Annotated in this window: 13 protein-coding genes; 4 read left to right on the top strand and 9 right to left on the bottom strand. The window is 53.5% G+C overall.

All coding sequences use genetic code 11. From position 1 onward, the window contains the following. The first annotated feature begins 124 nt into the window (after window positions 1-124). Window positions 125-1,432: a histidine--tRNA ligase gene (gene hisS / locus ACI1P1_RS14895; protein WP_416217198.1), complete on the top strand. Its 1,308-nt coding sequence runs from the start codon at window positions 125-127 to the stop codon at window positions 1,430-1,432. Between the two features lie 37 nt (window positions 1,433-1,469). On the opposite strand, the gene ACI1P1_RS14890 is transcribed toward hisS, so the two are convergent. The 3 genes from ACI1P1_RS14890 to ACI1P1_RS14880 form a co-directional block, all read right to left on the bottom strand. Next, window positions 1,470-2,102 carry a class I SAM-dependent methyltransferase gene (locus ACI1P1_RS14890; protein WP_416217197.1) on the bottom strand — a complete coding sequence of 211 codons (633 nt, stop codon included), beginning with the start codon at window positions 2,100-2,102 and terminating at the stop codon, window positions 1,470-1,472. 367 nt (window positions 2,103-2,469) lie between these two features. Further along, window positions 2,470-3,054, bottom strand: coding sequence for a GNAT family N-acetyltransferase (locus tag ACI1P1_RS14885; protein ID WP_416217196.1), 585 nt, complete (start codon window positions 3,052-3,054; stop codon window positions 2,470-2,472). Then, window positions 3,039-4,256 carry a benzoate/H(+) symporter BenE family transporter gene (locus tag ACI1P1_RS14880; RefSeq protein ID WP_416217194.1) on the bottom strand — a complete coding sequence of 406 codons (1,218 nt, stop codon included), beginning with the start codon at window positions 4,254-4,256 and terminating at the stop codon, window positions 3,039-3,041. Before ACI1P1_RS14880 ends, ACI1P1_RS14885 begins: the two co-directional genes overlap by 16 nt. Before the next feature lie 321 nt (window positions 4,257-4,577). Between ACI1P1_RS14880 and ACI1P1_RS14875 the strand changes: the two genes are divergently transcribed. Further along, complete coding sequence (locus ACI1P1_RS14875) at window positions 4,578-5,906, top strand: hemolysin family protein (RefSeq protein WP_416217193.1); 1,329 nt, start codon at window positions 4,578-4,580, stop codon at window positions 5,904-5,906. A gap of 100 nt (window positions 5,907-6,006) precedes the next feature. Here the strand turns inward: ACI1P1_RS14875 and ACI1P1_RS14870 are convergent, their stop codons facing one another. Both ACI1P1_RS14870 and ACI1P1_RS14865 read right to left on the bottom strand, forming a co-directional pair. Next, window positions 6,007-6,489 (bottom strand): hypothetical protein, encoded by a 483-nt coding sequence (locus tag ACI1P1_RS14870; RefSeq protein ID WP_416217192.1) that lies wholly within the window; start codon window positions 6,487-6,489, stop codon window positions 6,007-6,009. Window positions 6,490-6,808: 319 nt separating this feature from the next. Beyond that, on the bottom strand, window positions 6,809-8,095 hold the full coding sequence (locus tag ACI1P1_RS14865) for a Gfo/Idh/MocA family oxidoreductase (RefSeq protein ID WP_416217191.1): 1,287 nt from the start codon (window positions 8,093-8,095) through the stop codon (window positions 6,809-6,811). A 200-nt stretch (window positions 8,096-8,295) separates the two neighbouring features. Between ACI1P1_RS14865 and ACI1P1_RS14860 the strand changes: the two genes are divergently transcribed. Next, a complete protein-coding gene (locus ACI1P1_RS14860) occupies window positions 8,296-9,183 on the top strand; it encodes a helix-turn-helix transcriptional regulator (RefSeq protein ID WP_416217190.1) in 888 nt (295 codons plus the stop codon). Between the two features lie 115 nt (window positions 9,184-9,298). Beyond that, complete coding sequence (locus ACI1P1_RS14855; RefSeq protein ID WP_416217189.1) at window positions 9,299-10,450, top strand: SLC13 family permease; 1,152 nt, start codon at window positions 9,299-9,301, stop codon at window positions 10,448-10,450. A gap of 76 nt (window positions 10,451-10,526) precedes the next feature. Here ACI1P1_RS14855 and ACI1P1_RS14850 read toward each other — a convergent pair whose 3' ends face one another. The 4 genes from ACI1P1_RS14850 to ACI1P1_RS14835 form a co-directional block, all read right to left on the bottom strand. Then, window positions 10,527-11,366 carry a carbohydrate ABC transporter permease gene (locus ACI1P1_RS14850; RefSeq protein WP_416217188.1) on the bottom strand — a complete coding sequence of 280 codons (840 nt, stop codon included), beginning with the start codon at window positions 11,364-11,366 and terminating at the stop codon, window positions 10,527-10,529. Between the two features lie 15 nt (window positions 11,367-11,381). After that, window positions 11,382-12,323, bottom strand: coding sequence for a carbohydrate ABC transporter permease (locus ACI1P1_RS14845; protein ID WP_416217187.1), 942 nt, complete (start codon window positions 12,321-12,323; stop codon window positions 11,382-11,384). A 211-nt stretch (window positions 12,324-12,534) separates the two neighbouring features. Beyond that, window positions 12,535-14,319 carry an ABC transporter ATP-binding protein gene (locus ACI1P1_RS14840; protein WP_416217186.1) on the bottom strand — a complete coding sequence of 595 codons (1,785 nt, stop codon included), beginning with the start codon at window positions 14,317-14,319 and terminating at the stop codon, window positions 12,535-12,537. 155 nt (window positions 14,320-14,474) lie between these two features. After that, window positions 14,475-15,809: an ABC transporter substrate-binding protein gene (locus ACI1P1_RS14835; RefSeq protein WP_416217185.1), complete on the bottom strand. Its 1,335-nt coding sequence runs from the start codon at window positions 15,807-15,809 to the stop codon at window positions 14,475-14,477. Window positions 15,810-15,827: the final 18 nt, after the last annotated feature.

Below are 15,827 nucleotides of genomic sequence, written 5' to 3'. Positions count from 1 at the left end.
AAACATCAGGGAGGGCTAACGCTTAACGCGTTGGCCTCCCTGCGGCATGCAAACGCGCAGGACCAAGAGGTCCTGCGCGTTTTTTGTTTGCTCCGGCAAATCCAAAACCGGGAGGGGTTCACACATGCAAAACGTCAAAGGAACGGCTGACTTTGTTGGAAGCAAGGAGCTGGAACGCAAACAAGTACGGGAATGGCTTACGGAGCTGTTCCGGATTTATGATTTTGCACCAATGGAAACAACAATGCTGAATGAGATGGAGCTGCTGGAGGCCAAATACGGAGGCGGCGAGGAAATTCTGAAGGAGGTCTACCGCCTAAGCGATCAGGGCGGGCGCAGCCTGGGACTGCGCTATGATTTGACTCTGCCCTTCGCCAAGGTGCTGGCACTCCAGCCGGGCCTCCCTCTTCCGGTCAAGCGGTATGAGATCGGTAAGGTGTTTCGGGACGGTCCGGTAAAAAAGGGGCGCCTCCGGGAGTTCACCCAATGTGATGCGGATATTGCCGGAGTAGCCGGACCGGCTGCGGAGCTGGAGCTTTTTGGGCTGGCCCGGGACGTGTTCAGCCGGGTCAATCTTCCGGTTATCATCCGGTGGAATAATCGCAGGCTGCTCCAGGAAATGCTGGCCGTGCTTCAGGTTCCCATGGAGGATATGCCCGGTGTTATGCTTGCCATGGACAAATTGGGCAAAACCGGCATTTCCGGGGTGAGGCAGGAGCTTCGGCAAAAGGGACTGGACGAAGCTATGGCAGATAGGCTGCTGAGTCTTGCGGAGGCCGGGGAATGGACTCCGAGGCAGCTTGCCGCCCGCTTCGGGCTGGAGAACTCTCCAGGAGTGGAGGAAGCATCGGCGCTTCTGGAGATGTTGGAAGCCTCCGGTCTTGGGGCCATGTGCCGATTCGAGCCTTTCCTGACCCGGGGACTCTCCTTCTATACCGGCACCGTATTCGAAGTATTCGATGCCACCGGCAGCTACACCTCCAGCCTGGCGGCAGGCGGCCGTTATGATGCCATAGCCGGGAAGCTGGCCGGGAATGCGGAGCGGGCTTGCCCGACGGTAGGCATCTCCTTCGGCCTGGACGCCATGATGGCTATGTTGGGCGAGGAGGAAAACGCTGGGTTGGGCATGCCTGCGGCCATCGTGCTGCCTGTAGGCAGCGAAGCCTTGCCTGCTGCAGCCCGGGCAGCGGATATGCTGCGCCGGAACGGGATTTGTACACGGGTGGATTACAGCGGCAGGAAGCTGGCCAAGGCGCTTTCCTCCATCGCCAAAACCGGCATCCGGTATGTGCTGCTTATCGGACCGGATGAAATTGCTGCGGAGCAGGTCAGATTGAAGGATTTGTCTGACCGCTCGGAGTTGTCCATACCCTTGGACAAGGCGGTATACCTCATCGAAAAAACAGGAGACCGGCGGCTTTTTGCCTGGTAAAAGGAGGGCTTGGAGGAGGGGATGTTAGCTGACACCATTAGTGTGGCTTCCGGGCGGCAATCATCCGCAGCTTGTATTCTTTGGTGCCGCCGCCCTCCCCATAATGTAATGTCTCACCTATATGCCCTGTGGACAGAACGGTAAAGGTGCGGAAATGCTCCAGCATATCCTCCTCCGAAAAAAAGTGGGCGGATTTCCCCGGCATATATTCATACGTTCCGGGCTCAGGGCTGGGCCCTGTTCCACAATGGGGGTCTTCATCCGATAAGCAAGTGGCATAAACCAGCCCGCCGGGCTCCAGCCACTTCAGAAGATTGGCGATAAAACGCCGCCTGTCTTCCTCCAGGAACAGGTGCAGAACATCATAAGCAAATATCCCGTCTATTCCGCCTTCCATGGCTTCCGGATCCAAAACCGATCCTATATGAAAGGTGGTTTTCGGGTCCCACCTGCGCCCCAGCTCTACAGCCTCCGGGGAAAGCTCCAGGGCTTCCGTTTGGAAATCCCCGGAGAAGGCTTTGGTATTGCGGCCGTAGCCCGCGCCGGGCACCAGCACCCTCCGGACTCCGGCCTGCCGGAATAGAGCCGCTGCAGTTAAGGCCGTCGGACTCGGGACGGTGCCCCAAATTTGTCCCTGTGTGCGGAAACGTTCATCCCAATAATGCTGCATTCAGCAACCGCTCCTAAGTAAAATTGATTTTCTTCCATACATGTAATCGAAATGTAACAATGCCTTCATGTTGCATTAATACAAGCCGGGTAATATATAAGCAACCCCCCTTTTTGAATATAATATATCTTAGACCCGCAGCCCCGTGGCTAGCGGGTCCTTTTTTGTATTCCGTAAGATGACCAAAAAACCCGAAAACCGCAAAATAGCAAAACCACAGTCCGTTAGCTAACCCACCACCAGGGGCCAGGTGTTATGCCATGGAGACGCTGGCGCTTGTCCGGCCCCAAGAGTGCCGGGTGAGTATGCCCATGGCATGCCGCCATGGCCCTCACACTCACCAGTTCCCCTCGGACCTGCCCGCACCCTACCTCCCCCGGTAAGCCCGTTCGTGAAAGCCGGTGATGGCCTTGAACAGCTCCCGTCCATCCCCACTCAGCGCCTCCCGGCCCGGAAATGACAGAGCCAGGGCACGATAAGGCTCCGGCACCCAGATGTATTGGTGCACATAATCTGTCAGCTGGAAGCCGCAGGTTTCCCAGAAACGGATACGCGCCCGGTTGACCTCCGTTTCCTCCGCTTCCGCCTCCACAACAATGCCGCGGCACCAGGGAAACGCCTCCGCCTCCTTGCGGATGTCCGCCAAAAAACGGCTGCCCAGCCCCTTCCCCCGCTGCTCCTCCGCAACCGCCAAATAATCAATGATCCAAATGCCCCGCGCTTCATCCGGCCCGGATAACGCCATGGCCGCAGGCTTGCCGCCCAGCCTGGCCAGATGAAGCCGGCCCATGCCCTTGCGGAACATGGCGCGGATGATTCGCTCTGGCTTGCGGCCATGTTCTGGGAATGCCGCGGCGTAGACCGGCTCAGCCGCCCTCCACAAGTCCTCCTCCCACTCACCAGAGGAGTAATAGGAATATTCCGCTCTTTCAACCGTTATTTCCTCCGCCAACCCAACCACCGCCCATTCAGAATCCAACTGGCCAGAAGCCCAGCGATCAGCCCCCAGAAAGCAGAGCCCACTCCCCCGATAGTCAAACCCGACACTGTCACCAGAAAGGTAATCAGCGCGCTGTCCCGGTGTACGGGATCGCTCATGGCCCCCGTCAGGCTTGATCCCATGGAAGCCAACAGCGCCACACCGGCGATTACGGCTACCAGCTCGGCCGGAAAAACCGAGAAGACCGAGACAATGGCCGCCCCCATCAGGCCAAACCCTACATAGAATAAACCGCAGGCAATACCGGCCACATACCGTTTGCCGGGGTCATCATGGCTCTCCTTGCCCGTGCAGATGGCTGCTGTTATGGCAGCCAGGTTAATCCCGTGGGAGCCCAAGGGAGCTAACAGAATAGACATGAAGCCCGTCGCCGTAACCAATGGCGTGGCCGGAAGCTCATAGCCGTCGGCACGGAGCACCCCCATGCCCGTAGCATTCTGGGAGGCCATGGCTACGATGGCCAGAGGAATGCCAAGCCCAATCACAGCGTTCCAGGAAAAAGACGGTGTAGTCCACACCGGATAAGCCATGCTGAAGGCTACACCGCCGAAATCCAGCCGCCCCATTGCATAGGCAATACCCAATCCCGCGAACAGAGTCAGCATGGTGGCGTAGCGGGGCAGCACCCTTTTGCCAACCAGGAAAATCACGATAAGGGGCAGCACCAGCAGCGGCAGCTGCTTCATGGAGATGAACATATCCACACCGAATTTCATCAGAATGCCTGCCAGCATAGCGGATATAATCCCCTCGGGCACCTGCTTCATCAGATAGGAAAACACCCCTGTCAGGCCAAACAGCGTGACGATCACCGCCGCCACAACAAAGGCGCCGATGGATTCCGCATAGGAATAGGCGCTCCAGCCGGAAACCAGCAGCACCGCTCCCGGCGTGGACCAGGCCAGGATGACGGGAGCGCGGAAAAAGGCGGACAACGCCATGCCCGTTAAGCCGCTCCCGACGGCTATCGCCCAGACCCATGAGGATAACTGGGTCTCCGACAGCCCGATCAGCTTCGCCGCTTGAAAGATAATCAGAAGCGGACCGGTAAAAGACACGGTCACGGCGATTAAACCGGCTACAATGGCGGAAACCGATACATCCCCCTTGGCCGGCCAAACACGCTTGACGGTACGAACTTGCGCCTGTTCCACTGTTATTTCCCCCTTAATTTGAAACTAATTGTACTGGTTTAGCCGGAGGAGTTCAATTCCTTTCTTCCCCCGGTTAACTTGCTTCGGGGGCTTGGTTCTCGGTATACTAGAATTCAATAACCTTTTTTATTGGAGGCGATACCACGTTATGGACGATGACCCCGAGCCCCGAGAGGTGTACAGTACACTTCTTGCTTCCCGGCTTCGTCAGAGGATTGTTTATGTAGGCTTCAGGACAAGATATTACATAAGGATCTGATGCCTCATTTGAGGGCAGTGATTAAGTATCGCAACTTTCAAATGATGGAGGAGGATTTATTCATGGCTGTTGAAATCATCATATTGGTGCTTCTGATTATTCTGAATTCCTTTTTTGCCGCATCCGAAATGGCCCTTATCTCCCTAAACGATAATCGCATCAGGGCAATGGCTGACAGCGGCCACAAGAAGGCCATCAAGCTGCAGGCCTTGCTTTCGGAACCGACCCGGTTTTTGTCCACTATCCAAATCGGCATTACCCTGGTGGGTTTTCTGGCCAGTGCCTTTGCCGCGGAGCGTTTTGCCGGACAACTGGGGCAGGCCTTGTTCAATTGGGGGCTTCCGCTTCCGCTTCCCGTTCTGTCCACCTTATCTGTAGTGGTGATTACCCTGGTACTGTCCTACTTCACCCTGGTAATCGGGGAGCTTGTGCCCAAACGGATTGCCATGCAAAAGGCGGAGCCTATCGCCATGTTCGCTGTTGGGCCGTTGACGGTTTTGTCCAAGATTACGCTGCCCTTCGTGAAGCTGCTCACCGCTTCCACGAATGTGCTGCTGCGTGCCTTCGGCATTGATCCTAACGCCAACAAGGAAGAGGTCACCGAGGAAGAAATCCGGATGATGGTGGATGTGGGTAACGAAAACGGCAGCATTCAGGAATCCGAACGGATGATGATCAACAATATCTTCGAGTTCAACAATAAAGTGGTTTCGGATATAATGACCCACCGCACTCACGTGGTTGCCATCCCGCATTTTATCCCGCTACCCCAACTGGTGGAACTGGCCTCTGCGGAAAAGTACAGCCGTTTCCCGGTTTATGAGAATGACTTCGACAATATCATCGGTGTTCTTCATACCAAGGACCTGCTTCCGTACCTGAATCCGGTTACCCAAGAGGACTTTAAGCTGGATAAGCTGCTGCGCCTCCCTTACTTTGTTCCGGCGGCCAAGCGGATTGATGAGCTGTACCGGGATATGCAGAAGAACAAAGTTCATATCGCCATTGCCATCGATGAATACGGCGGAACCACAGGCATTGTGACCATCGAGGACTTGCTGGAGGAAATTGTGGGCAATATCTTCGACGAGCACGATGAAGAGGAGCGGGAGTATGAGAAGCTGGATGACAATACCTTCGTCTTCGACGCCCTGTCCAACATCCGTGATGTGAACCGTTGGCTGGGGAGCAAGCTGCCTGAGGACGATCATGATACCCTAAGCGGCTTCATTATCGGAGAGCTGGGGCGTATCCCCAAAACCGATGAGCGACCGGTGATTGAATTTGAGGATCTGGTTATCAAGGTGGAGGAGGTTGTGGAAAACCGCATCGGCCAGGTGAAGGTTTACATTACCCCCGATAAAAGCGACGTGGTGCAAGAAGCGGATTAACATATACTTATCCCCCGAATGAATTGAAAACACCCGGAGGACAGCGGTCAGCTGCCTTCCGGGGTATTTTTTTGCGTCTGGCGTTTTTACATGGAAAAGCTTATTTCGCCCGTTTGGCTCTGGCCTTGCGGATAAGGGCCAGGATTTCGCCGTAGTTGTTGGGCACTTCCCGGGCGTTCTGGATATCGGTGATATCCTGATTCGAAAGGTTCGTGTTGGCCATGATGAAGGAGGACGCGGTATTCTCAAAGTTCTGGTCGGCCAGATCACTTATATTGCGGTTGCCTCTGATGATAAGGGTTCTTCCTTGGTAGTTGCGGTCCGCAAACAGCACCAGCGTGGCATTGGCTGTGGTGGCGGAAGCAAACTGGAGGCTCTCCACGTCATTGTCCAAACCAACGACGCCCAGGTTGCGGACACCCAGGTTGCCGCGGAAGCGTTGGCGGGTACCCCCGAAGTCCGTATCGGAAAACAGGGACAAAGCGGGATTGGCTTGCTTAACAACCGGTTTGCTTACTTTTTTCGGGGCAACGGATTTCTTGGGGGCGGCTTTTTTGACTGCGGGTTTCTTTGAAAGACTCATAGAATATAACCTCCTTTGGGTTTTGCTAGGACGTGTTTGCTAACTCCGAGGGGAGCAGATTTGGCCGATTTTTCGTTCCAAGCAAGGCACTTTCCCGAAGGCGTACCGGGGGTACGTCAAGGGGAAGTAACGAAGCAGGGGGCGAAAAGGCGGTGAAAGATGCCCTCAAGCGGGTTTGCAAACAAGTCCTTGTATTCTATGAGCCGGCTCAGGTAAATTCTTGTATTAGAATCTATTTCTTGAGAGTTCAACTCTAGCACAAAAAAACTCTCCTGCTAGAAAAGCCTTATGGCTTCCAGCAGGAGAGTTTAATGTATGTTTAGAACTTCATCAGGTCGGAGACTCTGACGGGCAAGCCGGTTTTGATTGCTTGATTGGCGGCAATGCCGGTCATAATCGAGCGGGCGCCATCAACATGGTCAGCCGCGCGGTTATAGATATCCTCGTCCGGCTCGCCGAAGAGGTCATTCAGGAGCACAGGGTCACCGCCGCCGTGTCCGCCTGCCTTCTCCTCCACTTGCACCTCATAAGGAGCATCGAACATGGGGTGAACCACCAGGTGTTTGCCAACGATGGCGCCTTCCAGCGCACGGTCGCCGCCGGCATTCACATAAGAGGCCTCCACAATGTTCATTTCGATCCGGCCCTTGGAGCCGTTGAAGGCGATGCGGTAGCCCTCCCAAGGCATGTAGGCGTTCAAGGAATAGGTGAGAATGGCCTTGTTCTTGTAACGGACCATTACGCCCATAGTGTCCTCGATGTTGATGCCGTCGCCGAAAACGCTTTGGTCGCGTTGATAGCCATCATCCTTTTCCGCGTCCAGATACATGGCCTTCAGGTTTTCGTTTTCGTCCATATGCAGAGCGAAGGGATCATCCTTGGCATTGGCGCTGCCGGTAGCCCGTTGATAGAAGGAGGTCACGCCGCGTTTTTCTGCATTTTCACGTCCGTAGAACATCAGGTCGCCGAAGGCAAAAACTGTTTCCGGCTCGGAGCCGATCCAGAAATTCACCAGGTCGAAGTGATGGGTGGATTTGTGGACCAGAAGGCCCCCGCTGTTCCGCTTGTCCCGGTGCCAGCGGCGGAAGTAGTCGGCGCCGTGTTTGGTGTTCAGGAGCCATTCGAAGTGGATGGAATGCACATCACCGATAACACCACTTGCAATCAGCTCACGGGCCTTAGTGTGGTGGGGGGCATACCGGTAGTTGAAGGTTACGCGCACCTTGCGGCCGGTCCGTTCAACAGCATCGTAGATTTCCTTGCATTTTTCCACGTCTACGGTCATGGGCTTCTCGGTGATAACATCGCAGCCCAGCTCAAGAGCACGGATGATATAACGGTGATGGGTACGGTCCACGCTGGTGACAATAACCACATCGGGCTTTTCAGCTTCAATCATCTGGTCGAACTCTTCGGTTTTGTACGTGTTAACGGTATGGTAATTATATTTCTCCTGCAGCAGCTTGTTGGCATAGTCCATGCGGGTCTGGTTGATATCGCAGAATGCAGTCAGCTCCGAGGTTTCCCGGTAATTCTCGGCAATAGCCCCATAGAAAAACTGCGCTCTTCCGCCAATGCCAACCTGCACATATTTCTTCTTCGCCATGAAAATAACCCTCCTAATGGTTTGCTTTATGCTTGCTTTGGCTTCGTATTATGATAACGTTCACAAGTTCATCCTATCATATTGAAATCATAATATCTCCGCATTTCAGGCGGATTATTGATTAAAACCCGCATATTTTGCTATGATAAAAGCAATCATTAGAACAATCATGAAAATCCCAAAAAAGGAGTCCCCCTTCCATGGAACTCTCCAAACTGCCCGATAGCTTAAGCTTCGGCAAAAAACCGGACACGCGCCCGGTTCAGGTTGAATTTGACCGCCGGTCCATGTACTACACCATGACGGCTAACCATTTCCACAGCGAGTATGAGCTCTATTATCTGTTTACCGGCGAACGCTATTATTTTATTAAGGACCGGAATTATACTATCTTGGCCGGCGACCTGGTGCTGATCGATTCGGAGGAGGTCCACAAAACCGCCAACCGCAATGACCTCATCCATGAACGTATTGTCCTTTATTATCAGCCCGCTTTTTTTGCGGCTTTGCCCGCTGAGGAACGGGAGCTGCTGCTGTCCGTATTCCGGCGCGACTACCCTGTTCTCCGCTTGAATCTGCAGGAGCGCCTGACCGTGGAAGGGCTACTGCTGAGCCTGTTGGAGGAGCTGATGGAGAAACCTCCCGGGTTCAGCCTGAGAGTGGAGCAGATCGGAGCCGAGCTTCTGGTGCTCACGGCCCGGATTCTCCTGAAGAAGGAAGCGGTGGCTGCCGAAGTGCCTTCCCCTTCTCAATTGAAATTAACAGAAATTGTCCGATATATTAACACCCATTACAACGAGCCGCTGGATCTGGAGGGTCTGTCCGCCCGTTTTTTCATCAGCAAAAGCCATTTAAGCCGGACCTTCAAGGAGTTTACCGGCTTCGGCTTCAGCGAATATCTGACTCTGACCCGGATCAAAGAAGCCCAGCAGATGCTGCGGGGCTCCACCCAAACCATTACGGAAATTTCTGAAGCGGCGGGCTTCGATAACTTCTCCCACTTCGGCAAAACCTTCAAAAAAGCCTCCGGCATGTCCCCGCGGCAGTACCGGGCCATCCATCAGAACGGCAAAACAAACGGAGGATAAGGGGACTTCATCCCTTCCCTCCAACTTCCCGTATTCAATCCTGCCGGCATATGCTATAATTTGCTCGTTTTATAACCATTCATGATCCCATACTGACGAAGGAAGTATCCCCTACATGACGAAACCTGCTATTCGCTCTTTACCCGCACCGGCCCCCAAATCCGCTTTATGGCCTATTCTCAAGCAAGAAGCGGTGCTGGTGACCGCTTTTCTCTGCGCTGTGCTGACTATGTTTTTCGTCCCGCCTTCCTCTGCCTACCTGGACTATATCGATTTCCGTGTGCTAGCGCTGCTGTTTTGCCTGATGGTGGTGGTAGCCGGTGCACAAAGCTGCGGATTATTCGAGGTATTGGCCCAACGGCTTTTGTCCGGCTCCAAATCTGTCCGTTATTTATGCCTGCTGCTGATCCTTATGCCCTTTTTCGGCTCCATGCTGATCACCAACGACGTGGCACTGCTGGCTTTTGTGCCCTTTGCCATTGTGGTGCTAAATTTAATCGGCCGTCCGCAAGACCTTATTCTGGTTATCACCGCCCAGACCCTTGCGGCCAACCTGGGCAGTATGGCCACACCTATCGGTAATCCGCAGAATTTATTTTTGTATTCAAAGTTCCATATTTCCATCTCTTCGTTCCTTGCCGCCATGCTGCCTTATACGCTGCTTAGCCTTGTTGGGCTGGCGCTGATGGTGCTTCTGTTCAAGAAGGAATCCACCGAGGTCCACTTCGATACCCTGAAAACTATCAGTAATCCGCGCCAGGTGGTTCTGATGTCCGTGCTCTTCCTGTTATGTCTGCTCTCCGTGCTGCATCTGGTCCATTCCGGCATTGTGCTGGCGGTGGTTTTAGCGTCTATGGTGCTTTTTGCAAAAGAGCTTTTCCGCAAAGCGGATTACAGTCTGTTGGCCACCTTCGTATTTTTCTTTATTTGTGCCGGCAATATCGGGCAGATGGACCTGATCCGCAATTTCCTTACCTCCATGATGGACAAAAGCAGTCTGGTCTCCTCGGTGCTGGCCAGCCAGTTCATCAGCAACGTGCCTGCCGCGGTGCTGCTTTCGGGCTTTACGGAGCAGTGGAAGGAGCTTCTGATTGGCGTGAATGTGGGTGGATTGGGCACCCTGATTGCCTCCTTGGCCAGTCTCATCTCCTTCAAGCTGTACCTGAAAACACCGGATGCCCGGCCTCTCAAGTATCTGGGCGTATTCACAGTGGCCAACGCCGCGGGACTCTTGGTGCTGATGGCAGCAGCCATAATGTTGGATTAATCTTCTGTTGTGAACGTAAATAAACGCCCCTGCAAAAGCCGGTAAAGGCCTTTGGCAGGGGCGTTTCGTTTTTGTTTTATTGCTTCAGGCCGCTGGTGCTGATGCCGTCTACAATGTACTTTTGGAAGATGAAGAAGATGGTACAGATGGGCAGCAGGGAGAGGGTCGCCATGGCGAACATTCCGCCCCAGTTGTTAACGGATTCGGCATCCAGGAACAGCTTCAGAGCCAGGGAAACCGGATAGTTCTCCGGACGGTTCAGGTACAGAAGCGGTGTCAGGAAGTCATCCCATCTCCAGTAGAAGGAGAAGATGGTGGCGGTGATCATGGCCGGCACAATCAGCGGGAGGATAATCCGGAAGAAGATGCTGTATTTGGTGCAGCCGTCAATCTTAGCGGCCTCATCCAGTTCCCGCGGAATGGTGCGGATAAACTGCATGATCAGGAAGATAAAGAACGGTGTGGCGAAATAATGGGGCAGGATTACCGGCTTGAAGGTGGACAGCCAGCCCAGCTTGGAATACATGATGTACTGCGGAATCACAACCACGTCGTTGGGCAGCATCATTACGCCCATGACACAGGTGAACAGAATGGCGCTTCCCTTGAAGGGAATCCGGGCCAGACCGTAAGCAACCAAAGCGGAGGAGCAAACCGCCCCGATGGTGGCAAAGGAAGCGATAAACAGCGAGTTTTTGAAGAAGGTGGCAAAGGTGGTATTGGCGAAGCCCTTCCAGCCCGTCACATAGTTGTTGAATTCCAGATGGCTGGGAATTAAGGAGAAGGCATTGCCAAATATTTCATCATTGGGCTTCAAGGAGCTGGAAATCAGCCACAGGATGGGGTAAATCATGACGATGGCGATGGCGCCGACGATAATATGATACAGGTACGGTTGTATTTTTTTGTATGTCATGGCTTCTTCCCCCTCTTATTCGTAATGGACCCACAGCTTGGACAGCCTGAACAGGGTGAATGTGATCAACGCGATAATAATCAGCATTACCCATGCCATTGCTGAGGCATAACCCATGTCGAAGAAGCGGAATGCCTTTTGGTACAGGTACAGCGAGTAAAGCAGGGTGTTGTCCAGTGGACCGCCTTCACCTCTGGAGATGATGTATGCCGGCGTAAAGGTCATAAACGCGGAAATGGTCTGCATGATCAGGTTGAACAGAATGATCGGGCTCAGAAGCGGCAAGGTGATATTGAAGAACTGGCGCACCTTGTTGGCTCCGTCAACGGATGCCGCTTCGTAGTAGGAGGCGGGGATATTCTTCAGGCCTGCCAGGAAGATCAGCATGGAGGAGCCGAACTGCCAGACGGACAAGGCGATGAGCGTATACAATGCGGTGCCGGGATTACCGATCCAGTTGGTGGTGACATCAATACCGATAGCGCCCAATGCCGAGTTGACCAGGCCTTTGTCACCGAAAATTTGCGACCACATAATCGCAACGGCTACGCTGCCGCCGATCAGGGAAGGCAGGTAATACGCGGAGCGGTAAAAGCCAATGCCCTTGATGGCGTTTTTCAGAAGCATCGCGACAATCAAAGCGAAGGTTAAACGGAACGGAACACTGAGGAATACATACGTGAATGTAACCTGGAACGATTTCATGATCTTTTCGTCATTGGTGAAGATCTTCTGGTAATTGTCGAACCCTACCCAGGTTGGGGAGGAAAGCAAGTCATAGTTCGTAAAGGAGTAATAAAGGGAGGATAAAATGGGATACAGGGTGAAAATCAGGAAACCGAGAATAAAGGGAGCCGCGAATACGTATCCGACTACATTATCGTTATCCAGAAACCTGGTCAGGCGGCCAGTTTTGCGAGCACCCGCTTTCAGCTGCCCGGCATCTGCTGTTTTCATGTGACTCAACTCCTTTAGTGGTATGTCAGCTTGCATGTTTTGCTTGGCTTCATGCTTTTATTATCCGCTAAAAGAGGCATTGTTAGAATTCAAAAAACCGTTTACTTTGTACAAAAAACAGAGAAATCTCCGTATAAAAACAGACTGTCCAAAAAAGAAAAACCGTATCCCCGGGGCTTGCGGGAATACGGATTTCTCTGGTGCTTTACGGCTATGCCTGCAATTGCTTTAATTGGTAAAACTCGCCCTGCCGCTCCATCAGCTCCTGGTAGGTGCCCACCTCGGCTACCCGGCCGTTTTTCATGACGACGATCCGGTCGGCGTCACGGATGGTAGACAGACGGTGCGCCACGATAAAGGTGGTGCGTCCGCGGATCAGCTCCTGCATGGCCTTCTGGACCACATGCTCCGAGATATTATCCAAGGCCGAGGTAGCTTCATCCAGCAGGATAATCTCGGGATTGCGGATCATAGCCCGGGCAATGGCGATCCGCTGCCGCTGGCCGCCGGACAGCTTGCCGCCGTGTTCGCCGATCAAGGTATCCAGGCCGTCGGGCATTTCAGCGATGACATCCTGCAGATTGGCCATGCGGACAACCTCCATCACCCGCTCCTCCGGCACATTGTCCAAGCCAAAGGTAATATTGCTGCGGATGCTTCCGGAGAAGAGCACGGTGGTCTGGGGCACAACGGCCAGCTTTTGCCGATAGAGACGCATATCCAGCTCATCCATGGGAACACCGTCAATCAGGATGTGGCCCGCATTAGGCCTATAGAAGCCTACTACCATACTAAGAACAGTGGATTTGCCGGCCCCCGACTCTCCTACGAAGGCAATGCACTCACCCGGATTGACACTCAGATTGAACTCCGAGAGCACATGCTTGTCCGTATCCTTGTAGCTGAATTGGACATTCTGGAATTCGAAGGCCCCGCGGAACGACTCCACCTTCCGGGTTCCCTGATATTCCTCCACCTGATTGGAGGTCAGCACCTCCGAGATAGAATGAATCGATTCGAAGCCTCTTGCGAATTGGGGATACACACTCAGAATGGCGTTCAGCGACGAAAGAATGGTGGCGAAGAAGCCCTGGTACATGACCACATCCCCTACCGGAATCTTGCCGTTGTAGGCCATCACACAGGTAAAACCGAGGCACAACGCTTGGAAGAGCGTGAACACAACCCAGCTGGAAGCGCCGAACAAGGCCTCGGTAATGTCCAGCCTGTAGCCCTTGCCCTTCAGCTCGTGAAGGGTATTGTCCACCTTCTCGATTTCGAACTCGTCCAGCCCATGGGCACGGGTAACGGGAATCATCTCCACCGTTTCCGCCACCTGGCCGGACATGTGCTCGATGTGGCGGCGGAATTCCCGGTTGCGGCTGCGGATTTTTTTGCGGAAGGAGGTGATCAGGATGGCACCGAAGGGGATGACCATAATAAAGAAGGCCGATACGGTCAGACTCTTCGTCAGCGTCAAAACAATTGCGATCAGGACATTGGTAATAGCAGGGATGAAGGAATACATCATCTGCTTGGATAAGGTTTCAATCGCTTCCACGTCACGCAGCACCTTGGACTGAAGCTTTCCGGAGCGCAGATCTGAATGGTACGACATGGACAGATGCTGCAGCTTGCGGATCAGCGTCCCCCGCAGTCCCGCCTCTACCTGCCGCGAGGACCGGCTCATAAAGCTAACGTGGATTACGGCAGAGGGGATATTCTGGATAATAACTACAGCCAGCAGCGCCAGGTCAATCCACAGCCAGTTCAAATTCTCCGGCTTCGGGCCGCTCAAGCGGTTGATCATATCTGCTGTTACGATGGGGATGACCCAGGTAGGCGCATGCTTCAGAATGTAAAACACCAGAGACAACAGCAAATTCATCCGCAGCCCCTTGTACAACAGCATCAGGATGTGAAACGGGCGGTCCTTGCGCAAGCACCCGTCCATGAATAATTGCTCAAAATCCAGCGGCTTTCCCAAGTTGGCCATCTTCTCTTTTTCTCTCCCGTCCTTTTTGTGATCGGTAACAACACACCTTCACCATATTAGGGCCGCTTCAGGCGGGAGTCAATGGTCCTTCAACTTGCTGAGAGGGCAAAAAAACAGAAAAAACCCCCGGATATGCACCCGGAGGCAGTTAAATCTTATTTATTCTTGGCAAGCACTGCGTTAGCATCCTTACGGAACTTGGCGGCAGCATCAGCTATCGAAATCTTCTTGTAGATGATTTGCTCGCTGATATCCTTCAGCAGCTTTTCCACTTCTACGGAGCCGACAGGGTTCGGGGGATCCATCGGGCTGCTGTTTTGCTCAGCCCAAGCCACGAAATCGAATACCTTTACTTCTGCCGGAGTCAGGAGTGGCTTCAGGGCTTCCTTCACCTTGGAGGATACAGGTACGCCGCGTTCGCCCTTGATAATCTTGTTGGCTTCAATGTCGTTGATCCAGAAATTGATGAACTTAGCCGCTTCTTCCTTTTGCTTCGAGTTCTTGGTGACGGAGAAGTACATGCTGGGCTTCAGGAACAGACCTTTGTTGGCATTGGGGCCCGGCATCGGCTGCAGCTCCAGGTCACGCTTGGCAGTGCTTTGCAGCAGCACGAATTGGTTGGACCAGCCTACTGTGGAGATGGAGTTGCCCATAACCATTTCGTCTTCTTCCGGTGTGCCCTTCTTGGTGGCTTCCTTGTCCAGAGTCAGGAGCATGCCGGCATCATACCATTTTTGGTACATGGTGAAGTAGTCTACAAACGGCTTGTCATCAGCATAGCTGAGTCCGGTGCCGTCTTCCTTGTACATCTTCATGCCCAAGGTACGCAGATAGTACGGGAAGTATACGTCATGACGGAAGCCGCCCATAATCTTGCCTTTACCCTTTGCTGCTTCACCGATTTTGGTCAGGTCATCCCAGGTCCAATCCTTCTTGGGGGCTTCGATGCCCAGGGTTTTCAGCATGTTGAAGTCCATGGTGATGCCCAAAGCGTTCACACCCAGGTTCATGGCTACCAGCTTATCCTTAACCTTGCCGCCGTCCACCGCATTGGCACTGACGCTGGAGATATCCAGGATGCCGTTTTTGGTGTAGGGGGTCAGATCCTCAAGCTGGTCACGCCCGCCGTATTGGGTCAGGTAGGAAATGTCCATCTGGATGATGTCGGGAAGCTGATTGGCAGCAGCTTGGGGAGCCAGCTTCTTCCAGTAGTCATCAAAAGGCGCATATTCCGATTCGATGGTCACATGCGGGTTTGCTTTTTGGTACATCTCGATAACCTTCAGGGTGTAATCATGTCTGGCTTGGCCGCCCCACCAGGCGATCCGCAGCTTCACCGGATCTTTTTTGGCGCCGGTTGTAGCTCCTGCAGAAGCGCCCGCTGTAGGCGCTGCACTTGCTCCGGAATCCTTCTTGTCTCCACCGCCGCCGCAACCGGCTGCAGTCACAAGCAGAGCAGCGGATAAAACTGCTGTAATTGTCTTTTTCACGTGTATTCCTCCCCTTTA

It is taken from the genome of Paenibacillus mesotrionivorans, assembly GCF_046098205.1.
In the GTDB taxonomy this organism is placed as follows: Bacteria; Bacillota; Bacilli; order Paenibacillales; family NBRC-103111; genus Paenibacillus_AR; species Paenibacillus_AR mesotrionivorans.
Note: the sequence above shows the minus strand (reverse complement) of the source record. Positions and strands in the feature narration are given on the sequence as shown.